We start from the raw sequence: 21,122 nt of genomic DNA, 5'->3' as shown, positions 1-21,122 counted from the left end.
TGTCATGCGCACGCACGCTAGCGCGCACCGGGCCCGCACGGAACGAGGCGAACCGCGGGACAACCCTTCCGTCGGGCATACCGACTGGTTAGTCTGGCTTTTCAGCGGCGCCCGAGCCGGAGCCGGCGCCGCAGTCGTGTCGCACAGTCGTGTCGCAGTCGTGTCGAAGGAGACCGATGGTGGAAGCCGTGCAGGACGCCGGAGTCGTCGTCACCGGTGCGGGAGGCGGCATCGGGGCCGCGCTGGCCCGCCGCTTCGCCGCCGAGGGCGCCCGGGTCGTCGTCAACGACCTGGACGCCGGCCGGGCGAAGGCCGTCGCCGACGAGATCGGCGGCATCGCGGTACCGGGCGACGCCTCCGCGATCGTCGCCGAGGCCCGGGACGCCCTGGGCGGCACGGTCGACGTCTACTGCGCCAACGCGGGCGTCGGCTCCGGCGGCTCCGAAGCGGCCGGGGAGGACGTCTGGGCGCTGGCCTGGGACGTCAACGTCATGGCCCACGTCCGCGCGGCCCAGGCCCTCCTCCCGGACTGGCTGGAGCGCGGCGGCGGCCGGTTCGTCTCCACCGTCTCGGCCGCCGGGCTGCTCACCATGATCGGCGCCGCGCCCTACAGCGTCACCAAGCACGGCGCCCACGCGTTCGCCGAGTGGCTCTACCTCACCTACCGCCACCGCGGTGTCAAGGTGCACGCCATCTGCCCGCAGGGCGTGCGCACCGACATGCTGGCCGCCACCGGCAGCGCCGGCGACCTCGTGCTCCAGCCGACCGCGATCGAGCCGCAGGACGTGGCGGACGCCCTGTTCAAGGGCATCGAGGAGGACCGCTTCCTGATCCTGCCGCACCCCGAGGTCGCCGAGTACTACCAGGCCCGCGCCGCCGAGCCCGAGCGCTGGCTGCGCGGCATGAACCGGCTCCAGCGGCAGTGGGAGGCGACGACCCGGTGACCGGCTCCCGTTACGCGGCCAGGCCCTGGCTGGACCTGCTGACCGACGCCCAGAAAGCGCCGGTCACCCCGGACGCCTCACTGGTGCACGCCCTGCGCCGGGCCGCCGCCGAGGCCCCCGACCGCGCCTTCCTCGCCTACTTCGACGGCCGCCTGACCTACCGCGAGGCGGACGAGCTGAGCGACTCCGTCGCCGGGCACCTCGCCGCCCGCGGACTGCAGCGCGGCGACCGGGTGGCGGTCCTGCTCCAGAACTCCCCGCACTTCGTGCTCGCCGTCCTCGGCGCCTGGAAGGCGGGCGCGGTCGTCGTCCCCGTCAACCCGATGTACAAGGCGGGCGAGGTCGGCCACGTCCTGCGGGACGCCGAGGTCGCCGCGCTGATCTGCTCCGACCGGGCCTGGGAGTCGTACCTGCGCGACACGGCGGCCGGCTCGCCGGTGCGGATCGTGCTCACCGCCTGCGAGCTGGACTTCCAGACCCGCACCGACGCGCGCGTGCTGGCCTTCGAGCGGCTGCCGCGCGCCGCCGACGCCGACGACCTCACCGAGGCGGCCCGCGCCGGCCACCAGGCCCCGGCAGACCGCGACCCCGGGTCCGGCGACATCGCGCTGATCAGCTACACCTCCGGCACCAGCGGCACCCCCAAGGGCGCCACCAACACCCACCGCAACATCATGTACAACGCCGAGCGGCAGCGCACCGGGCTCGGCCTGCCCGAGGCGCCGGTCTACTTCGCGCTGGCCCCGCTGTTCCACATCACCGGCATGGTGTGCCAGTTCGGTGCCTGTCTGAACAGCGTGGGCACCCTGGTGCTGGCGTACCGCTTCGAGGCGGGCGTCGTCCTGGACGCGTTCGCCGAGCACCGGCCGCACTACACCGTCGGCCCGTCCACCGCCTTCATGGCGCTGGCCGCCCACCCGTCCGTGACCCGCGAGCACTTCTCGTCCTTCGCGAACATCTCCTCGGGCGGCGCACCGCTGCCGCCCGCCCTGGTGGAGAAGTTCCGCGCGGGATTCGGGCCGTACATCCGCAACGGCTACGGACTCACCGAGTGCACCGCGCCCTGCGCCTCCGTCCCGCCGCACCTCGAGGCACCGGTGGACCCGGTGTCCGGCACCCTGGCCGTGGGCGTGCCGGGCCCCGAGACCGTCGTACGCGTCGTCGACGACGAGGGCGCGGAGGTGCCCTTCGGGGAGCAGGGCGAGATCGTCGTCAGCGGCCCCCAGGTGGTGCCCGGCTACTGGCGCCGCCCCGACGCCACCGCCGAGACCTTCCCCGACGGCGAGCTGCGCACCGGCGACATCGGCTTCATGGACCCCGAGGGCTGGCTGTACGTCGTCGACCGCAAGAAGGACATGATCAACGCCTCCGGCTTCAAGGTCTGGCCGCGCGAGGTCGAGGACGTGCTCTACACCCACCCGGCGGTGCGCGAGGCCGCCGTCGTCGGGGTGCCCGACGGGTACCGCGGCGAGACCGTCAAGGCGTACATCAGCCTCCGCCCGGGCGCCGAGACGGAGCCGGACGCACTCGCCGCGTACTGCAAGGAGAGACTGGCCGCCTACAAGTACCCGCGTCAGGTGGAGATCCTGCCCGACTTGCCGAAAACGGCCAGTGGGAAGATCCTCCGTCGGGAACTGCGTTCCCGTACGGAAGACGAATAGAAGTGCAACGGAAAGGCAGGTGGCGGCAGTGCCCAGGACGACGGAAGGGGACGGCACTCCGGTGCCGCAGCGGCTCCTGGCCGCCGCCACCCGGCTCTTCGCGGAGCAGGGCTACGACCGCACCTCGGTGCAGGAGATCGTCGAGGCGGCCGGCGTCACCAAGGGGGCGCTGTACCACTACTTCGGCTCCAAGGACGACCTCCTGCACGAGGTCTACGCGCGCGTGCTGCGCCTCCAGCAGGAACGCCTGGACACCTTCGCGGACGCCGACGAACCGGTCGACAAGCGGCTGCGGGACGCGGCGGCCGACGTCGTCGTCACGACGATCGAGAACCTCGACGACGCGTCCATCTTCTTCCGCTCCATGCACCACCTGAGCCCGGAGAAGAACAAGCAGGTGCGCGCCGAGCGCCGGCGTTACCACGAACGCTTCCGCGCGCTGATCGAAGAGGGCCAGCAGGCCGGCGTCTTCACCAAGGAGGTCCCGGCCGACCTCGTGGTGGACTACCACTTCGGGTCCGTCCACCACCTGTCCACCTGGTACCGGCCCGACGGCCCGCTCAGCCAGCAGGAAGTCGCCGACCATCTGGCGGACCTGCTGCTGCGGGCCCTGCGCCCGTGAGGTGATCGGCGAGGGCCGCCGCCGCGGGATTGCGCGGCCGCGGCCCGCGGCCCGCCAGGACGACCCTGCGGCCCGGCTCCGGCTGCCGGATCTCCACGCACGGCAGCCCGGCCCGCTCGCCGATCCGGCGCGGCACGAACGCCACCCCGATCCCGGCGCGCACCAGATCGACGAGCAGCCCGATCTGGGTGACGTCACAGGTGATACGGCGCTCCAGACCGCAGTGGGCGGCCAGGCGCCGCACCGCCGTCTCCAGGCCGGTGCCCGCGCGGAAGTCGACGAACGGCTCCTCGGCGAGATCCCGTATGAGGGTCCGCCCGGCCCGCGCCAGCGGATGGCCCGGCGCGGTGATCAGCACCAGCTCCTCCTGCCAGGAGGCGTACGCCGTCAGCCCCTCCGGCAACTCCCGCGTGTCCGGCACCAGATAGGCCAGGTCCAGCTCGCCCGCGCGCAGCGCCTCGGTCAGCTCGCCGACCGGGGCGTCCCGCACGGACACCTGGACGCCGGGGAACCGGCGATGGAAGGTGGCCAGCTCGGCGGGCAGATCGGTGCAGGTCAGCGTCTGGATCGTGCCGATCGACACCCGGCCGGTGGCCAGGCCCGCCACGGCCGCGACCGCGTGCCGCGCCTCCTCGGCGCCGGCCAGCAGTGCGCGGGCCCGCGGCAGCAGGGCGCGGCCGGCCTCCGTCAGGACGACCCGGCGGCCGGTCCGGTCGAACAGGTCGGCGCCCAGCTCCCGTTCGAGATTGCGGATCGAGGTGCTGAGCGCCGACTGGACGATCAGCTCGGCGCGTGCGGCGGCCGTGAAACCGCCCTCGGTGACGACAGCCATGAAGTGGCGGAGCTGGCGGATCTCCATCCATCTATTTTAGAGATGGCGTCCAGCGAAACCATCTGTTGGACCGGTGGGCGGTCCGCGCCGCACGCTGAGAGGCATGCAGCGCAGACCCGTTCTTCTCGACCTGTTCCTGTCCTTCGTCCGCGCGCTCGCCCGCGCGGACCATCACTACTCGGGGGGCTATTAGAGATACTTCTTCAGCTCCCGGCGCGCCAGCGACCGCTGGTGCACCTCGTCCGGGCCGTCGGCGAGCATCAGCGTGCGGGCGCCGGCGTACAGCTCGGCGAGCGGGAAGTCCTGGCTGACGCCGCCCGCGCCGTGCAGCTGGATCGCCCGGTCGAGGATGCCGACCACCGCACGCGGTGTGGCGATCTTGATGGCCTGGATCTCGGTGTGCGCGCCCCGGTTGCCGACGGTGTCCATCAGCCAGGCGGTCTTGAGCACCAGCAGCCGCAGCTGCTCGACGGCGACCCGGGCGTCCGCGATCCAGTTCTGCACGACACCCTGCTGGGCCAGTGCCTTGCCGAACGCCGTGCGGGAGACCGCCCGCCGGCACATCAGCTCGATCGCCCGCTCGGCCATGCCGATCAGCCGCATGCAGTGGTGGATGCGGCCGGGGCCGAGGCGGGCCTGGGCGATGGCGAAGCCGCCGCCCTCCTCGCCGATCAGGTTCGACACCGGCACGCGCGCGTGGTCGAAGACCACCTCGGCGTGGCCGCCGTGGTAGTGGTCCTCGTAGCCGAACACCTGCATCGCGCGCGTGACGGTGACGCCGGGGGTGTCGCGGGGGACCAGCACCATGGACTGCTGGCGGCGGATGTCGGTGCCGTCCGGGTCGGTCTTGCCCATCACGATGAAGATCTGGCAGTCCGGGTTCATCGCCCCGGAGATGTACCACTTGCGGCCGGTGATGACGTACTCGTCGCCGTCCCGCTCGATGTGCGTGGTGATGTTCGTGGCGTCCGAGGAGGCGACGTCCGGCTCGGTCATCGCGAACGCCGAGCGGATCTCGCCCGCGAGGAGGGGTTCGAGCCACTGCTTCTTCTGCGCCTCGCTGCCGAACTGGGCCAGCACCTCCATGTTCCCGGTGTCGGGCGCCGCGCAGTTGGTGGCCGTCGGCGCCAGCTGCGGGCTGCGGCCGGTGATCTCGGCGAGCGGCGCGTACTGGAGGTTGGTGAGGCCCGCGCCGTACTCGGCGTCGGGGAGGAAGAGGTTGCACAGGCCCTGGCGACGGGCCTCGGCCTTCAGGTCCTCCACGACCTGCGGGGTGTCCCAGGGGGACGCGAGGCGGGCGCGCTGCTCGTGGGCGACCTGCTCGGCGGGGTACACGTACTCGTCCATGAAGGCGAGCAGCCTGGCGCGGAGTTCCTCGGTGCGTGCGTCGAACGCGAAGTCCATGACGGATCAGCCTTCCTGAAGGGTGGTCAGGCCGTGCTCGATGAAGACGGGGACCAGCTCGCCGATGCGGTCGAAGCCGCGGCCGACCGTCTGGCCCAGCGTGTAGCGGTAGTGGATGCCCTCCAGGATCACGGCGAGCTTGAACCAGGCGAACGCCGTGTACCAGGCGACGGCGGAGACGTCACGCCCCGAGCGCGCGGCGTACCGCTCGATCAGCTCGGCCGGGTCGGGGTGCCCGGGGGCCTGCGCGGTGGTGGAGACGGGCGAGTCGGGCATGCCGAGCGGCCGGCTGTACATCACCAGCAGACCGAGGTCGGTGAGGGGATCGCCGAGCGTGGACATCTCCCAGTCGAGGATCGCCCTGATCTCGTCGTCGTCGCCGATCAGGACGTTGTCGAGGCGGTAGTCGCCGTGCACGACGGTCGGGGCGGGGGAGCGGGGCAGCTCCCGGCCGAGCGTGGCGTGCAGCTCGTCGATGCCGGGCAGGTCGCGGTTGCGGGAGGCGTCCAGCTGCTTCGACCAGCGGCGCAGCTGACGGTCCAGGAAGCCCTCGGGGCGGCCGAAGTCACCGAGGCCCACCTCGGCGGGGTCCACCGCGTGCAGGTCCACGAGGGTGTCGACCAGGTTCAGCACGGCGCCCCGGGTGCGCTCGGGGCCGAGGGGGGCGAGCTGGCCGGCCGTGCGGTACGGCGTGCCCTCGACGAACTCCATGACGTAGAACGGCGCCCCGAGGACGTCCTCGTCCTCGCAGAGGAGGACGGGACGCGGCACCGGCACGTCCGTCGGGTGCAGGGCGCTGATCACGCGGTGTTCGCGCTTCATGTCGTGCGCCGTGGCCAGGACGTGGCCGAGCGGGGGGCGCCTGACGACCCATTTGGCGGTACCGTCCGAGACCGCGTAGGTGAGGTTCGACCGTCCGCCCTCGATCAGCCGGCCGGACAGCGGGCCGTGCACCAGGCCGGGGCGCTCACGGTCGAGCAGGCCGCGCAGCCGGTCGAGATCGAGTCCGGGCGGGTGGTCGGGGCTCATCGTCGCTCCTACGGGCAGGTGAACACTACGCCGTCCATCATGCTGACCGGTCGGTATGCCGTCCAGTGGCTGCCCTGAAAGTGATCGGCGCCACGACGGGTGACAGCTCCCCGCGGGGGTGGCGGGGAGCTGTCGGAGGGGTCCTCCCGGTGGGGGTGGGCGCGGTGGTCCGGCGTGGGGTCAGTGGTCGTCCCAGTGGCCCTCGTGGGCGGCGTGGCGGTGGCCGTCGTGCAGGTAGTCGACGTGGTCGCCGTGCTGCACGCGCGCGTGACCGCAGCCCTCGTCGTGCTGGTGGTCGTGGCTCTCGTGGGGCGTGTGGCCGGAGGGTTCGCACTCGTCCCAGTGGCCGCCGTGCTCGCGGTGCAGGTGCCCGTCGTGCGCGTAGTCGACGTGGTCGCCGTGGGGCACCTCGGGGTGCCCGCAGCCGGGGCCGTGGGTGTGGGCGTGGGCGGTGTGTTCCTGGTGCGTGGTGGTCATGGTGGTGGTCCTCTCCTCGCCTTCGGGTTGCCGGTGTGGGGTGACGACGTCGGACAGGCTGCCACGCGTACGGTGTCATTCCGGACGTTTCGGGTCGTTCCGATTGGGTGGCGTCCGGGTACCCCGGAGCGGCTAGAGGACGAGGACCGCTCCGCAGACCGCCATGGTCACCGTGCACAGGGCCGCCGCCGTGGCGTACGCGGGGGCGAGCGCCGGGGGTCTGTTGTCCGAGGCCAGGGTGCGGATGCGGCGGTGGGCGATGCGCACGAAGCACAGCCAGAGGGCGCAGCACAGGGCGCCGGCCGCGACGGCGGGCGGCGAGGCGCCGTCGTGCAGGGCGGTCTTGGCGGCGAGTACGGCGACGACGGTGCCCGACAGGGTCGTGCGGCGCCAGGCGAGGCGGGTGCGCTCGGGCTGGAGCCCCGGGTCGCGGTCGGCGGCGGGCCGGCGGCCGGTCATCCCTCCCACCCGACGAGCACCACGACGACCATGGCCACGGCGACGACGGCGACGACGAGGCTGAGCAGTGCGGGGAAGCGGGAGACGGGCAGGTCCTCGCCGCGGCGCATGGCGCGCTCGCAGCGGACCCAGTGATTGACGGCGCGCAGGGCGCACAGCACGCCGGCCGCGAGGAGGGCGAGGGCGAGTCCGACCCGCCAGGCCCAGCGCAGGTCGGGCAGGAACTGGTCGACGGCAAAACCGCCGCCGATCAGCGCCAGGGCGGTGCGGAGCCAGGCCAGGAAGGTGCGCTCGTTGGCGAGCGAGAACCGGTAGTCGGGGGTGCTGCCCTCCCGGCGGACCTCCTCCGGAGCGAACCACAGCCGGACGTTGCGTGCGAATTCGATCACGCGGGGGACCCTACCGGGTGCCTGCGTGTGCCTGCGGCGCTCGGGCGGGGATGCCTGCGGCGGCCTGTGCTGCTTCGGCGGGGGTGCGCGTAGCGCGTCGGGTTGGGTTGTGGGGCGGGGCCACGGGCGGCCGGGCTGCCGTAGCTGCGGGCAGTCGTGCCTCCCCCAGTGCCTGAACGGCCTGGGAGGTACCCCCAGGGCGGCACGGGTGGGCGCAGCGGCACCCCGGGAGCGCCGGGCCGCGCGACCCACCCCCGGCCCGCGCCGACGCCGGCACCCGGCGCACGCCGGACCAGTGGACCCACGCCGGTCACCCGGCCGGCGAAACGTCACCACCCTCCCGGAACGCGCGCAGCCGCGCATACGCCGCCAACCCGTCCGGCACCCACTCCCACTCACCCAGCCGCCGCCCCACCTCCTCCTCCGTGAGGAACCCGTGCCACGCCACCTCCTCCACCTGCGGCCGCACAGGCACCTCGCAGCGCACCTCGTACACCGCCGACCACCAGCTCCGCCCGGCGCCGTCGTCGTACAGGAACTTGAACAGGTACTCGGGGCGCGGCAGCCCCGTCACCCCCAGTTCCTCCGACGCCTCCCGCAGGGCCGCGTCGTCGTAGGACTCGCCCGCCCCCACCACCCCGCCGACGAACATGTCGTACAGCGAGGGGAACACCAGCTTCGTCGGCGTGCGGCGGTGGACGAAGACCCGGCCCTCGGCGTCCCGGGCCTGGACGAACACGGCACGGTGGCGCAGCCCCTCGGCGTAGGCGTCCCCGCGCCGGGCCCGGCCGACCACGTGGTCGTTCTCGTCGACGATGTCCAGGATCTCGTCAGCAGCAGTCATACGCCCATCCAAGCAGCGGTCAGCGCTGCTGGAGGTCCCTCACGGGCCCCGTCCCCGACGTGCGCCGCGGCATCGCCGGGTGCAGGCCCAGCAGGACGACGCCGGTCACCACCGCCGCGAGCCCGCACGCCTCCCACGCGAGGGCGCCGGTGTCGGTGCGCAACCGGTCGCCGAGGAAGCCGACCCCGCAGGCGATCCCGGCGAGCGGCTGGGCCGCGGTCAGCGCGGGGAGCGACATGTGCAGCGGTGCCGTTTCGAACGCGCTCTGGACCAGGACCAGACAGGTGACCCCGAGCGCCACCACGGCGTACGGCTGCCAGCCGGTCAGCAGCTCCGGCAGGCCCCCCGCGGAGAACAGCCGGCCGCTGACCCGGGTCAGCGCGTCCTGCACCCCGTAGAGCAGTCCGGCGGCCAGCGCCAGCAGCACCGGGCCCCAGCTCAGCCGGATGCGGCGGGCGCACGTGGCGAGCAGTACGGCGAGGCCGAGCATCACGCCGATGACCAGCCAGTGGCGCAGCGGATCGGTCACCGCGTCGCCGCCGCGCGGCTCGCCGGCCACGAGGAACGCGGTGACCCCGCCGGCGAGCAGCGTGAGACCCGCCCAGCCCTGACGGCCCAGCGGCCGGCGGGTCTGCCGACGGGACAGGGCCAGGGCGAACAGGAGGTTCGTCGCGAGCAGCGGCTCCACCAGGGACACCTCGCCCCGGCCCAGCGCGACGGCGCCCAGGGCCATGCCGGCCACCATCAGCCCCGTGCCGCCGAGCCAGCGCGGCACCCGCACGAGGTCGAGCAGCAGCCGGGGGGAGAGGAAGTCCCTCAGCGGGGCGTGCCGGGCCGCGTTCTGCTGGAGCACGAAACCGAAGCCCAGACAGCACGCGGCGCTCACGCCGAGAACCAGAACCAGAACCGACACGCTGCGTACCTCGTTCGCGGGCCACGGGGTCGTGGGGCCCGACTCTAGTGCTCCCCGGGCCGGTGTGCCGGGCGAGTGCCCGCATCCGGGTGATGACGGGGGGAGGGCACGAGCTACGGGTTTCAACTTCCCATGGAGAGCGGTGAGTTGACGCGTGTAACGAGTCGGCGGGCCTTGACGCCGAGCGTTGGCTGCCGCTTTGCTGTGCGTGATCAGTTCATGGCAAACCGGCTACCGACGACCGACCGCGTCGCGTGAGGAAGTTCCGCGGTGTCCCCACCCCCGCCTCCCCTCGGCCGCGGCCGCAGACGTGCCGCCCGGACCTTCGACGAGGCCCTCGACGACACCGAACTCGTCGCCGCCCGGGCCGCGTTGGCGCAGGGGCGGTGGCAGAGCGCCCGTTCCCTGCTGGTCCACACGGGCGACGACTTCGACCGCCGCGGACACCGGGTGACCGTCCTCGCCAAGGAGCCCTACTGCGCCCCCTGGGCCCGCGAGTGGCTGCTCGCCGAGCCCGAGTCGGCCGACGCCCGCGTCCTGCTCGCCCTCGCCCTGGTCCACCGCGCCCTGCGCGGCAAGGAGAAACCGGACCGGGCCCGGGAGTCCTGCCGGGACGCCGCCGCACACGCCCCCGGCGACCCCACCCCCTGGCTCGGCCTGCTGATGCTGGAGCGCTCGTCCGGAACCGACGAGGCGGTCGTGCGGGCCTTCGAGCAGGTCCGGGGCCGGTACCCCGACCACCACCACGCCCATCACCTGATGGTCGCCCGGCTCGCCGAACGCCGGGCCGAAGGGGGCCCGGACCCGCTGCACGAGGTCTACGACTTCGCCAACTGGGCCGCCGAACAGGCCCCCGCCGACTCCCCGCTGGCCGTCCTGCCGGTGATCGCCCACGCCGAGCGCTACCGCGTGCTGGCCGCCGCCGGACACGAGTCCGCCGACCCGCACGCCTCGGGCCACTGGATCGGCCGCCGCGCCCGGCTGGTGATGAAGGCCGCCTTCGACTGGTGGCTGGAATGGGAGCAGGACGGTCACCCGCGGCGCCTGATCGACCTCAACTTCCTCGCACACGCCAAGTACTGCGAGGGGCGGGGCGCCGAGGCCGCGGCGCTGTTCCACCGCATCGGCGAACACGCCACGCCCGCCCCGTGGTCGTACCCGGACCGCGACCCCTACCCCGCCTTCCGTGCCGCCCGCGCCGGTGCGCTCGGTACGGCCTGATGTTCCCGGATTCGACAGAAGGACGGTCTCGATGACCACGGGCAGTTCGAGCACGAGCACAGCCGCGCCAGGCGGAGGCATCAGCACCTTCAAGGGGGAGGAACGGGCACTGCGCGCCGACCGGCTCGGCACGGGCGGCCTGCTGCTCTCCGTCCTCGCCGCGACGGCCCCGCTCATGGTGGTCGCCGGGGTCATGCCCACCACCTACGCGGTGATGGGCATCGTCGGGCAGCCGCTGCTCTTCGTGGTGCTGGGCGTGGTGCTGATCCTGTTCAGCGTCGGCTATGCCGAGATGAGCCGGCACGTGCACAACGCGGGCGCCTTCTACGCGTACATCTCCCGCGGGCTCGGCGGCACCGCCGGCGCGAGCGCCGCCATGGTCGCCCTCGTCGCCTACAACGCCCTCCAGGTCGGCATCTACGGCATCTTCGGCTTCGAGGTCTCCGGACTCCTGGCCACCTACGCCGACCTGGACGTCGCCTGGTGGATACCCGCGCTGCTGGCCGTGCTCGCCGTCGGCACCCTGGGCTGGCTCAAGATCGACGTCAACGCGCGCGTGCTCGGTGTCCTGCTGCTCATCGAGGTCGTCCTCGTGGTCGTGTTCGACATCGCCGCCGTCACCGACCCCGGTGCGGAGGGGCTGTCGCTGCACGCCTTCAACCCCGACACCCTGACCGGGGCCGGCGTCGGCACCGCGCTGTGCTTCTGCATCGCCGCCTTCCTCGGCTTCGAGCAGGCGCCCGTCTACGCCGAGGAGACCAGCAGGCCGCACGTCCTGGTCCCGCGCGTGATGTTCCTCGCGGTGGCCGGCGTCGCCGTCTTCTTCGCGCTCAGCAGCTGGGCCCTGACCGTCGCCACCGGACCCTCGAAGATCGTGGGCACCGCCCAGGAGCAGAGCGCCGGGCTGCTGTTCTTCCTCACCGAGTCGCGGCTGGGCGGCACCTTCACCGACGTCCTGCACGTGCTGTTCGTGACCGGTATGTTCGCCGCGCTGCTGAGCTTCCACAACGTCGTCGCCCGGTACGCCTTCGCCATGGGCCGCGAAGGTCTGCTGCCCGCCGCCTTCGGACGTACCAGCGGCAGCAGCGGCGCGCCCGGCACCGGCTCGCTGCTCCAGACCGCCGTGTCCGCGGTCGTCGTCATCGGCTTCGCGATCGCCGACGACAAGCCGGCCGGCGACCCGACCGAGCCCGTCCTGCACCTGTTCACCTGGGGCGGCAACATCGGAGCCCTGGGCGTGATCGTGCTGATGGCCGCCGCCTCCTTCTCCGTGGTCGCCTTCTTCGCCCGGCGCGGTGCCGCCGGCCCCCAGGGCGTGCGCCTGGCGACCTCCGTGCTGGCGGGCGTCGCCCTGCTGGTGATCGCCGGCTACACGGTGAAGGACTTCGACGTCCTCGTCGGCGCCGGCCCCGACTCCTCCCTGAGCTGGGTGCTGCCCGGCATCATCGGCCTCGCGGCGGCCGGCGGCCTGGTGCAGGGACTGCTGATGCGCTCCCGGGCGCCCGAGCGGCACGCCCGCATCGGCCAGGGCAACGAGGCGTTCCAGCTGGACAAGGCGGCGTCCCCGTGAGCCTCACGGGGACGCCGACGGCGTGACCGGGTCCGGGGTGGCGACCGTGAAGGCGTCCTCCCGGGCCACCTCCGTGCCGCCGTAGCGGACCCGTACGGCGACCGCAGTGCCCGGGGCCGCCGGCACGGCCGGGACGACGACGGAGAGGACCAGCCGGTCGCCCGTCCCCGCCGGCGCGGTCAGCGGCCCCGCCACACCGACCCCGCCGACGGACACGCTGCCCTCGCGCAGCAGCTCCGCGTGGTCGAAGTACGTCCCGCGCAGCTCGATCGCGACCAGCTCACCGGGCCGGGCGGCGCCGTCGCTGCCCGCGTCCACCCCGGCGATGCCGTAGGTGCAGGCGGTGGCACCGCCCGGTGCGGGCGCGAGCCGTACGGTGGCGCCGGGATGCCGCCGGTGGAACTCCAGCAGACCGCCCAGCACCTCGTACGCGGCGCTGATCTTGCAGCCGGCCGGCCGCCCCGCCAGTTCCGCGTGGTCGCGGGCGGCCGTCTCCCAGCTGCCGCCCCGGCCCTGTACGGCCAGGCAGCCGTGGGCCAGCCCCCGCAGCACCCGCCGGTCGTCGCTCGGCGGCACCGGCCCGAGCGCGGCGAGGACCTCCTCGCACCGGTCGGGCGAACGGAGCAGGTCGTACAGGCTCTGCGGGTCGGCGACACCGTCCGTGTCCGGGGAGTCGGGGCCCGCGGGCAGCCAGGCGGGGACGGTCAGCGGCCGGGCGCCCGGGCTGCTGCCGGGCGGCTCCGAGCGGGGGGAGGAGGAAGGGGAAGGGGCCGGGGAGCCGGGGGCGGCCGGCGCGGGCGCGGAGCCGGCGGGAGCGGGGACGCCCGTCGAACCGCCGCTGCCGTCCGGCCGCCAGGAAGGGGCGGCCTCGGGGGACGGCGCCGTTCGGTCCACGGCACCGTCCGGGCCGCCGTTCGACAGCCCGCCCGCCACACTCGCCTCCCCGCCGCCCCTGGGCGGGCCGCCCTCGCCGGCGACGCAGGAGGCCGCGAGGACCGCCACCGTCCCCGCGACGCACAGCCCCGCGACCCGCATACCGAGCGAAACCCCCATGGACGCCCCCCGACGTGATCCCCCGACGCGCACCGGGCCTCTCATCATCCGGTCGCGCGCCCCCTCGGGGAAGTGGCCCGGCGAGGGGGAAACACCGGCCCGGAGAACCGGAAAAGGGGACGGGCCCGGCGAGGCGGCGGCCGTGACGTCCGTGGAGGACGGTCCGGCGGCCGGCCTCGGCCGGGCCCGCGGGGGTGAGGAGGGGGCGACCCGTCGTCGCCGTACCCCTAGATGATCAGCGACAGGAGCAGGACCAGGGCACCGGCGACCACCGAGATGATCGTCTCCATGACGGACCAGGTCTTGATCGTCTGGCCGACGTTGAGGCCGAAGTACTCCTTCACCAGCCAGAAACCGGCGTCGTTGACATGGCTGAAGAAGAGCGAGCCGGCGCCGATGGCCAGCACCAGCAGGGCGGCGTGCGTGGTCGACATGTCGGCCGCGAGCGGCGCGACGAGACCGGCCGCCGAGACGGTCGCCACGGTCGCCGAACCGGTCGCCAGCCGGATCGCCACCGCGATCAGCCAGGCCAGCAGCAGGGCCGGGATCGACCAGTCCTCGGAGATCTCCAGGACCATCCGGCCCACGCCGGAGTCGATCAGCGTCTGCTTGAAACCGCCGCCCGCGCCGACGATCAGCAGGATGCCCGCGATGGGCGCGAGCCCCTTCTCGACCAGGCCCGACACGCGCTCCTTGCCGAACCCGGCGGGCCGCAGCAGCGTGAAGATGCCCATTATCACGGCGGCGAGCAGGGCGATCAGCGGGTTGCCGATGACGTCGAAGGTGCGCTGCACCAGGTTCTCGGGGTCGTCGACGATGATGTCGACGAGCGCCTTGGCCAGCATCAGCACGACCGGCAGCAGGATGGTGGCCAGGGTGGCGCCGAAGCCCGGACGCTTCTCCAGGTCCTCGGAGGCGCGCTGCGGGATCATCCGGTCGGGGGCCGGGACGTCCACCCAGCGGGCCGCGTACTTGGAGAACAGCGGACCGGCGATGATCACCGTCGGGATGGCGATCAGGACGCCCAGTGCCAGCGTCACACCGAGGTTGGCGCCGAGCGCGTCGATCGCGACCAGCGGGCCGGGGTGCGGCGGGACGAGGCCGTGCATCACGGACAGACCGGCCAGCGCCGGGATGCCGATGCGCATCAGGGAGTAGTTGCCGCGCTTGGCGACCATCAGCACCACCGGGATCAGCAGCACGATGCCGACCTCGAAGAACAGCGGCAGGCCGATGACGGAGGCGATCAGCACCATCGTCCACGGCATCGAGCGCGCGCTCGCCCTGCCGAGGATGGTGTCCACGATCTGGTCGGCGCCGCCGGAGTCGGCGAGCATCTTGCCGAGGATCGCACCGAGGGCGATCAGGACGCCGACGCCCGCGACGGTGGAGCCGAGCCCGGCGGTGAAGCTGGTGATGACCTTGTCCAGGGGAGCCCCGGCGAACGCGCCGAGTGCCAGTGACCCGATGGTCAGCGCCAGGAAGGCGTGCAGCTTGAACTTGGTGATGAGCAGGACGATGACGGCGATGCCCAACAGCACGGCGATGCCCAGCTGGGCGTGGCCGGCCGAGGTGATCGGCTCGACGGTGTCCGCTGCCAGCATCTCGACGCTGAGTCTGGTCACGGTGATTCCCTTGCGGTGATGGGGATTCGGGGGGCGGGGCCGTGCGGCACCCATGAGTGACGCACGTCCCCGGGGGAGGGGGTGGGGGGTGGCAGTGGGGGACCGAGGGGGTTACTGGGCCGGCTCGGAGAGTGCCTTGAGGGCCTTCATCGCCCGCTCGGTGATCTCCTCGGGGCTGCCGGCGACATCCACGGCGACTCCCGCCTCGTCCGGCTCCAGCGGCTGGAGCGTGGCGAACTGGGAGTCGAGCAGGGCCGTCGGCATGAAGTGCCCCTGCCGGTGCGACATCCGGTCCTCGATCAGCTCGCGGCTGCCCGTGAGGTGGACGAAGACGACACCGGGAGCGGCGGCGCGCAGCCGGTCGCGGTACGACCGCTTCAGCGCCGAACTGCTCACCACCCCACCGAGCCCCGCCCGTCCGTGCGCCCAGCCGCCGATGGCGTCCAGCCAGGGCCAGCGGTCCTCGTCGGTCAGCGGGGTGCCGGCCGTCATCTTGGCGATGTTGGCCGGCGGGTGGAAGTCGTCGCCCTCGGCGTAGGGAACGCCGAGCCGGGCCGCGAGCAGGGGGCCGATCGTGGTCTTCCCGGTGCCCGCTACGCCCATGACCACGACGACATGGGGGGTGTGCAGTTGCTGCATCGTGCTCTCGCTGTCTGCTGTCTTCGTCGACACGTGATGTCGACGTAACTGAAACCCATTAGGTACGACGAATTCAAGAGCTTGTGACAAATAAATCTGACTTTTTGTTCCCGTGACGCGCCACGTACGCTGAGTGCATGAGCACACCGGGCCGGGGGCTGCACGGCCAAGTACTGGACACCCTCGGCCCCGACATCACCGCGGGTAAGTACCCTCCGGGCAGCGTTCTGCGGACCGACGAGCTGGCCCAGCGCTTCGAGGTGTCACGCTCCGTGATGCGCGAGGCCGTCCGGGTCCTGGAGTCCATGCACCTCGTCGAGTCGCGCCGCCGCGTCGGCGTGACGGTGCTGCCCGAGTGCGAGTGGAACGTCTACGACCCGCAGGTCATCCGCTGGCGGCTGGCCGGCGCCGACCGGCCGCGCCAGCTGCGCTCGCTGACGGTGCTGCGGTCGGCGGTCGAGCCGGTGGCGGCGGGACTGGCGGCGAGGCACGCCACGTCCGAGCAGTGCGCGGAACTGACCGAGTGCGCGCTCGGCATGGTCGCCAATTCACGCGGTCACAAGCTGGAGGGCTACCTCTTCCACGACGTGGCGTTCCACCGCGTGATCCTGACCGCCTCCGGCAACGAGATGTTCGCCCGCCTCGGCGACGTCGTCGCCGAGGTCCTGGCCGGCCGTACGCACCACGACGTGATGTTCGAGGACCCCGACCCGGCCGCCGTCACCCTGCACGTCCAGGTCGCGGAGGCCGTACGGGAACGCGACGCCGAGCGCGCCGAGCGGCTGACCCGGGAGATCACGGTCGGGGCGCTGCAGGAGCTGGACATCCTGGCGCCGTAGCGGCCGGTCCCGTCCGGGTCAGTCCAGGAACTCGCCGTCCACGTACACCCACGCCCCGTCCACCCGCTCGAACCGGCTCCGCTCGTGCAGCGAGCCGCCGCGGTAGGACGCCCGGAACGTCACGGTGCCGGTCGTGTGGAACGCGGACCCGTCGGCCGTGTCCAGGATCTCCAGCCCGGTCCACCGCGTCCGCGGATCGAGGCCGAGGCGCTCGGGCCGCGTCCTCGGGTGCCACGTCCGCAGCAGGTAGCCCGCGTCCCCCTTGACGAAGGCGCTGTAGCGCGAGCGCATCAGGGCCTCGGCGGTCGGCGCGGCTGCCGCCCCCGTGTGGAACCGGCCACAGCACTTCTCATACGCCTCGGGCAGCCCGCACGGGCAGGAACGCGTGGTCATGGCCGCCATTGTGCCCCGTCCCCGGCCCGGCCGGGAAAGCAGAAGACCCCTGCTCAGCAGGGGTCTCAGCCGGTGTCCGAGGGGGGACTTGAACCCCCACGCCCGATAAAGGGCACTAGCACCTCAAGCTAGCGCGTCTGCCATTCCGCCACCCGGACAAGGTGTCTGTCGTGCGGGGCGCTGCCCCGCGGCGACGACGTAAACATTACCAGGCTTTCGGGGGTGGCCGATCACCCCCGCCTGCCCGTGAACGGCGTGTGACGGACCGGGACCGGTCTTGGGTGCGGGCGGCCGGAGGAGGAGGATGAGGAGGACCCACCAGCAGTGACAGCGGGAGGAAGCACGTGAGCGAGACGGGCACGGCCAGGAACGTCACCGGCGAGGACGAGGTCGTGGACCTCTGCCGCGAGCTGATCCGGATCGACACCAGCAACTACGGCGACCACTCGGGTCCGGGTGAGCGCAAGGCGGCCGAGTACGTCGCCGAGAAGCTCGCCGAGGTGGGACTCGAACCGAAGATCTTCGAATCCCACCCCGGACGCGCCTCCACCGTGGCCCGGATCGAGGGCGAGGACCCCTCCCGGCCCGCGCTGCTGATCCACGGCCACACCGACGTCGTCCCGGCCAACGCGGACGACTGGACCCACCACCCCTTCTCCGGCGAGATCGCGGACGGATGCGTGTGGGGGCGCGGGGCCGTCGACATGAAGGACATGGACGCCATGACCCTCGCGGTCGTCCGGGACCGGCTGCGCAGCGGGCGCAGGCCGCCCCGGGACATCGTCCTGGCGTTCCTCGCGGACGAGGAGGCCGGCGGGACGTACGGCGCCCGCTACCTGGTCGACCGCCACCCGGACCTCTTCGAGGGCGTCACCGAGGCGATCAGCGAGGTCGGCGGCTTCTCCTTCACCGTCAGCGAGCAGCGCAGGCTGTACCTGATCCAGACGGCAGAGAAGGGCATGCACTGGATGAAGCTGACCGTGGCCGGCACGGCCGGGCACGGCTCGATGATCCACCGCGACAACGCCATCACCGAACTGTCGGAGGCCGTCGCGCGCCTCGGGCGCCACAAGTTCCCCGTGCGCGTCACCAAGACCACCCGCGCCTTCCTCGACGAACTCGGCGACGCGCTCGGCACCGAGCTCGACCCGGAGAACATGGAGGGGACGCTCGCCAAGCTGGGCGGGATCGCCAAGCTCATCGGCGCCACCCTGAGCAACACCGCCAACCCCACGCAACTGGGCGCCGGCTACAAGGTCAACGTCATCCCGGGCGAGGCGACCGCGCACGTCGACGGGCGGTTCCTGCCCGGCCACGAGGAGGAGTTCCTCGCCGACCTCGACCGGATCCTCGGGCCGAAGGTGCGCCGCGAGGACGTGCACTCCGACAAGGCCGTCGAGACCACCTTCGACGGAGCGCTCGTCGACGCGATGCAGTCCGCGCTGGTGGCGGAGGACCCGGCCGCGAAGGCGATCCCCTACATGCTCTCCGGCGGGACGGACGCCAAGTCCTTCGACGACCTCGGCATCCGGGGCTTCGGTTTCGCACCGCTGAAGCTGCCGCCGGAGCTGGACTTCGCGGGCATGTTCCACGGGGTCGACGAGCGGGTGCCGGTGGAGGGACTGCAGTTCGGCGTGCGGGTGCTCGACCGGTTCATCGACGCGTCCTGATCTGTCCGCAGAAACGAGACTTCACTTTTCGTCCGCGTGTGCGGTGACCGACCGGGAAGGATGAATGCGCTCATAAGCTCGTAGCCCGATTACTCCCTCCTCGTTACAGGTGATGCGATCAGCAAGCTGGGATCGCATTTGCCAACTAGGAGGAATAATGATCAAGAAGGTCGTCGCCGCTGCGGCTGCCACCGGTGGTCTGGTTCTCGCGGGCGCGGGCATGGCCGTCGCCGACTCCGGTGCCCAGGGTGCCGCCGTGCACTCGCCGGGCGTCCTTTCCGGCAACGTCGTTCAGGCGCCCATTCACGTCCCGGTGAACGTCTGCGGCAACACGATCTCCGTGATCGGTCTGCTGAACCCCGCCTTCGGCAACGTCTGCATCAACAAGTGACGTTGTGTCTCGCCCAGAGGGGTTTCGCCCATGGGGATGTCACCCCGTGAAGGGCTTCGCCCCATGAGGGTCTGAGTCCGTCGGCCCCGGCGCGCGTTATGCGCTCCGGGGCCGACCGGTCTTCTGACCACGGGCAACGCCGGAACGCCGGAATCGGCGTCGACGGCGGCATTGATCGACGTAATTCGGGACAACGGGACAAGGGCAAGGCAGGGATTCATCACATGCGACAGGTCACCCGCAAGGGCCTGATGACGATGGCGGCCGCCACGGGCGTGATCGCCGCCGCGGGCGGCTCCGCCCACGCCGACTCCGGAGCGCACGGTGCGAGCGCGGGTTCGCCCGGTGTGCTGTCCGGCAACACGGTGCAGGTGCCGGTGCACGTGCCGGTCAACGTCTGCGGCAACACGGTCGACGTCGTCGGCATCCTCAACCCGGCGATGGGCAACGCGTGCGTCAACGAGGGCGGCAGTGCCGCCGGCGGACACGGCGACTCGGCCGGGTACGGCGATTCGGCCGGATACGGCGACTCCGTCGAGCACGGCGGTCAGGGCGGTGCGCACGCCGGCGGACGCGCCACCGGCTCGCCCGGTGTCGGCTCCGGAAACCACGTCGAGGTGCCGGTGCACGTGCCGGTGAACGTGTGCGGCAACAGCGTCGACGTCATCGGCGCACTCAACCCGGCGATGGGCAACGACTGCGCCAACGGGGGCGGGGGCGACTCCACCCCGCCGGGCGGCGGCCAGGAGACGCCCCCCGCCGAGCCGGGCACCCCGGAAGAGCCGGGCACCCCCGGCACCCCGGAGCCCCCGAACGGGCCCGACGACGAGACCCCGCCCGGCCCCTCGGACACCGACCGGCCGGGTGCCCCGTCCGTCACCCAGCCGCACGGCTCCGCCCAGCTCGCGGCGACCGGCAGCGACCTTCCGCTGGGCCTCGCCCTGCCGGTCGGCGCGGGAGCCCTGCTCGCGGGCACGGTGCTCTACCGCAAGGCGCGCCGCTCGGCCTGACGCGGGCCACGGCGCGACGGAGCGGGCCCCGCACCGGCGGGGCCCGCTCCGTCCTCTGTTCTCCTGCCTCTGTTCTCCTGCTCTCCTGCGCTCGCGCCCGTCCCGGCTCTCACCAGGTGACGCGTACCTGGCGGATGATCCGCCGGCGCAACCGCACCCTGCGGCTGCCGTCGCGCAGCAGGCTCAGGCGGTACAACTCCCAGTGTCCGTACTCGGCATGGTCCGTCAGCAGACGTGTCGTCTCCTTGCGGGAGACCCCGCGCGGCACGTACACGTCGACAAATTCGTATTCCGGCATCGCATCTATTGTGCGGGCTGGGGCCCGGTACGGATAGCGTCTGCACTATGTCTGATGCTGCGCAGCCCACCGCTGCCGAGGTACGCGCCGCCGCCGAGGCGGTCAAGACCGCGCTCGACCGCCACCTGGCCGCGGTCGAACGCCGGTCCGGGGAGGACGACCCGGCCGTCTACGAGGCGTTCAACGAGCTGGCCGCGGCCGCGGAGGCGTACGACGAACTGCTCTACGACCGCTATGACGAGGTCACCCCCTTCGAGATCCCCGGCGCGGACGACTCGCTGCCGCCGTACACGGGCCCCGAGGAACCCAACGCGCTGAGCGTGCTGATCCGCCGCGACTACGCCGTGGTGGAGCCGCAGCGGCTCATGGCGCAGGCCCGGCGCGTCGAGGCGGCGGACGACGAGGCGGGCCCGGACACGGACGTCTCGGGCACCGTCCACGGGGCGCTCGGCATCCTCTTCGGCGAGTTCGAACCGGACGAGATCGCCTCCCGGCACAAGGAGTTCGGTCTGGAGGAGGCCGACTCCACACTCTGGGTGACGGCCGCGGACGAACCCGCCGACCCCGGCGAGTGGCTGGAGGCACCGTTCGAACAGGTCGATCCGCAGCGCGTGGTCTGCCGCTTCGACGTCAGCGCGGTGTTCGACGACGAACTGGACGACGAGGAGGACGACGAGGACGACGTCGAGGACGTGGAAGACCTGGAGGACGACCTCGACGCGGATCCCGACGAGATCCTGGACGAGGACGAGGACGAGGACCTGGAGCCGCTGGACGTGGAACGCCTCTGAGCGGCGCGCGCGGCGCGGCCGGCCCGCATGGCGGCGGTCACGGGGGTG

General features: G+C 72.5%; 23 protein-coding genes and 1 tRNA gene. 10 read left to right on the top strand and 14 right to left on the bottom strand.

Annotated elements, in window-relative coordinates; all coding sequences use genetic code 11:
• The first annotated feature begins 176 nt into the window (after positions 1-176).
• From H0H10_RS10815 to H0H10_RS10805, 3 genes are read left to right on the top strand one after another with little or no spacing between them, the layout of a single operon-like run.
• A complete protein-coding gene (locus tag H0H10_RS10815) occupies positions 177-944 on the top strand; it encodes an SDR family oxidoreductase (RefSeq protein ID WP_188180662.1) in 768 nt (255 codons plus the stop codon).
• Positions 941-2,605 carry a class I adenylate-forming enzyme family protein gene (locus H0H10_RS10810; protein WP_188180661.1) on the top strand — a complete coding sequence of 555 codons (1,665 nt, stop codon included), beginning with the start codon at positions 941-943 and terminating at the stop codon, positions 2,603-2,605. Before H0H10_RS10815 ends, H0H10_RS10810 begins: the two co-directional genes overlap by 4 nt.
• 28 nt (positions 2,606-2,633) lie before the next feature.
• Positions 2,634-3,227 (top strand): TetR/AcrR family transcriptional regulator, encoded by a 594-nt coding sequence (locus tag H0H10_RS10805; protein ID WP_188180660.1) that lies wholly within the window; start codon positions 2,634-2,636, stop codon positions 3,225-3,227.
• On the opposite strand, the gene H0H10_RS10800 is transcribed toward H0H10_RS10805, so the two are convergent.
• The 8 genes from H0H10_RS10800 to H0H10_RS10765 form a co-directional block, all read right to left on the bottom strand.
• Entirely contained in the window at positions 3,166-4,086 is a 921-nt protein-coding gene (locus tag H0H10_RS10800) for a LysR family transcriptional regulator (protein ID WP_188180659.1), read from the bottom strand. The genes H0H10_RS10805 and H0H10_RS10800 overlap by 62 nt on opposite strands.
• Before the next feature lie 162 nt (positions 4,087-4,248).
• A complete protein-coding gene (locus H0H10_RS10795) occupies positions 4,249-5,463 on the bottom strand; it encodes an acyl-CoA dehydrogenase (RefSeq protein WP_188180658.1) in 1,215 nt (404 codons plus the stop codon).
• 6 nt (positions 5,464-5,469) lie between these two features.
• Positions 5,470-6,492: a phosphotransferase family protein gene (locus H0H10_RS10790; protein ID WP_188180657.1), complete on the bottom strand. Its 1,023-nt coding sequence runs from the start codon at positions 6,490-6,492 to the stop codon at positions 5,470-5,472.
• Positions 6,493-6,672: 180 nt separating this feature from the next.
• On the bottom strand, positions 6,673-6,969 hold the full coding sequence (locus H0H10_RS10785; protein WP_188180656.1) for a hypothetical protein: 297 nt from the start codon (positions 6,967-6,969) through the stop codon (positions 6,673-6,675).
• Positions 6,970-7,101: 132 nt separating this feature from the next.
• Positions 7,102-7,428 (bottom strand): DUF202 domain-containing protein, encoded by a 327-nt coding sequence (locus tag H0H10_RS10780; RefSeq protein WP_188180655.1) that lies wholly within the window; start codon positions 7,426-7,428, stop codon positions 7,102-7,104.
• Positions 7,425-7,817: a YidH family protein gene (locus H0H10_RS10775; protein ID WP_188180654.1), complete on the bottom strand. Its 393-nt coding sequence runs from the start codon at positions 7,815-7,817 to the stop codon at positions 7,425-7,427. The genes H0H10_RS10780 and H0H10_RS10775 overlap by 4 nt, the downstream gene beginning before the upstream one ends.
• Before the next feature lie 310 nt (positions 7,818-8,127).
• Positions 8,128-8,661 carry an NUDIX hydrolase gene (locus H0H10_RS10770; protein WP_188180653.1) on the bottom strand — a complete coding sequence of 178 codons (534 nt, stop codon included), beginning with the start codon at positions 8,659-8,661 and terminating at the stop codon, positions 8,128-8,130.
• A gap of 19 nt (positions 8,662-8,680) precedes the next feature.
• Entirely contained in the window at positions 8,681-9,574 is an 894-nt protein-coding gene (locus H0H10_RS10765; RefSeq protein WP_188180652.1) for a DMT family transporter, read from the bottom strand.
• Between the two features lie 270 nt (positions 9,575-9,844).
• Between H0H10_RS10765 and H0H10_RS10760 the strand changes: the two genes are divergently transcribed.
• Positions 9,845-10,795, top strand: a complete 951-nt coding sequence (locus tag H0H10_RS10760) for a tetratricopeptide repeat protein (RefSeq protein ID WP_188180651.1) — start codon at positions 9,845-9,847, stop codon at positions 10,793-10,795.
• 31 nt (positions 10,796-10,826) lie between these two features.
• Positions 10,827-12,365 carry an APC family permease gene (locus H0H10_RS10755; protein WP_188180650.1) on the top strand — a complete coding sequence of 513 codons (1,539 nt, stop codon included), beginning with the start codon at positions 10,827-10,829 and terminating at the stop codon, positions 12,363-12,365.
• 3 nt (positions 12,366-12,368) lie between these two features.
• Here H0H10_RS10755 and H0H10_RS10750 read toward each other — a convergent pair whose 3' ends face one another.
• From H0H10_RS10750 to H0H10_RS10740, 3 genes are all read right to left on the bottom strand, one after another.
• Positions 12,369-13,418 carry a hypothetical protein gene (locus H0H10_RS10750; protein WP_188180649.1) on the bottom strand — a complete coding sequence of 350 codons (1,050 nt, stop codon included), beginning with the start codon at positions 13,416-13,418 and terminating at the stop codon, positions 12,369-12,371.
• Between the two features lie 227 nt (positions 13,419-13,645).
• On the bottom strand, positions 13,646-15,043 hold the full coding sequence (locus H0H10_RS10745; RefSeq protein ID WP_188180648.1) for a GntP family permease: 1,398 nt from the start codon (positions 15,041-15,043) through the stop codon (positions 13,646-13,648).
• 111 nt (positions 15,044-15,154) lie between these two features.
• Positions 15,155-15,682, bottom strand: a complete 528-nt coding sequence (locus H0H10_RS10740; protein ID WP_188180757.1) for a gluconokinase — start codon at positions 15,680-15,682, stop codon at positions 15,155-15,157.
• Positions 15,683-15,819: 137 nt separating this feature from the next.
• On the opposite strand from H0H10_RS10740, the gene H0H10_RS10735 reads away from it, so the two are divergent.
• Positions 15,820-16,521 (top strand): FadR/GntR family transcriptional regulator, encoded by a 702-nt coding sequence (locus H0H10_RS10735; RefSeq protein WP_188180647.1) that lies wholly within the window; start codon positions 15,820-15,822, stop codon positions 16,519-16,521.
• Between the two features lie 18 nt (positions 16,522-16,539).
• Here the strand turns inward: H0H10_RS10735 and H0H10_RS10730 are convergent, their stop codons facing one another.
• Together H0H10_RS10730 and H0H10_RS10725 are read right to left on the bottom strand one after the other, a co-directional pair.
• Complete coding sequence (locus tag H0H10_RS10730; protein ID WP_188180646.1) at positions 16,540-16,914, bottom strand: YchJ family protein; 375 nt, start codon at positions 16,912-16,914, stop codon at positions 16,540-16,542.
• A gap of 73 nt (positions 16,915-16,987) precedes the next feature.
• Positions 16,988-17,072: transfer RNA gene (locus H0H10_RS10725), tRNA-Leu, on the bottom strand.
• A 186-nt stretch (positions 17,073-17,258) separates the two neighbouring features.
• On the opposite strand from H0H10_RS10725, the gene H0H10_RS10720 reads away from it, so the two are divergent.
• From H0H10_RS10720 to H0H10_RS40710, 3 genes are all read left to right on the top strand, one after another.
• Entirely contained in the window at positions 17,259-18,584 is a 1,326-nt protein-coding gene (locus tag H0H10_RS10720) for a M20/M25/M40 family metallo-hydrolase (protein ID WP_188180645.1), read from the top strand.
• 157 nt (positions 18,585-18,741) lie between these two features.
• Complete coding sequence (gene chpH / locus H0H10_RS10715) at positions 18,742-18,975, top strand: chaplin ChpH (protein WP_188180644.1); 234 nt, start codon at positions 18,742-18,744, stop codon at positions 18,973-18,975.
• A gap of 224 nt (positions 18,976-19,199) precedes the next feature.
• Positions 19,200-19,985 carry a chaplin gene (locus H0H10_RS40710; protein ID WP_188180643.1) on the top strand — a complete coding sequence of 262 codons (786 nt, stop codon included), beginning with the start codon at positions 19,200-19,202 and terminating at the stop codon, positions 19,983-19,985.
• A 109-nt stretch (positions 19,986-20,094) separates the two neighbouring features.
• On the opposite strand, the gene H0H10_RS10705 is transcribed toward H0H10_RS40710, so the two are convergent.
• Entirely contained in the window at positions 20,095-20,283 is a 189-nt protein-coding gene (locus H0H10_RS10705) for a DUF5703 family protein (RefSeq protein WP_188180642.1), read from the bottom strand.
• A 47-nt stretch (positions 20,284-20,330) separates the two neighbouring features.
• Here H0H10_RS10705 and H0H10_RS10700 point away from each other — a divergent pair, with 47 nt between their 5' ends.
• Positions 20,331-21,074, top strand: a complete 744-nt coding sequence (locus H0H10_RS10700) for a hypothetical protein (protein ID WP_188180641.1) — start codon at positions 20,331-20,333, stop codon at positions 21,072-21,074.
• Positions 21,075-21,122 lie beyond the last annotated feature (48 nt).

This window comes from Streptomyces griseicoloratus (assembly GCF_014534645.1).
Taxonomy (GTDB): domain Bacteria; phylum Actinomycetota; class Actinomycetes; order Streptomycetales; family Streptomycetaceae; genus Streptomyces; species Streptomyces griseicoloratus.
The sequence above is the reverse complement of the archived record's forward strand: the minus strand, read 5'-3'. Positions and strand labels throughout refer to the sequence as shown.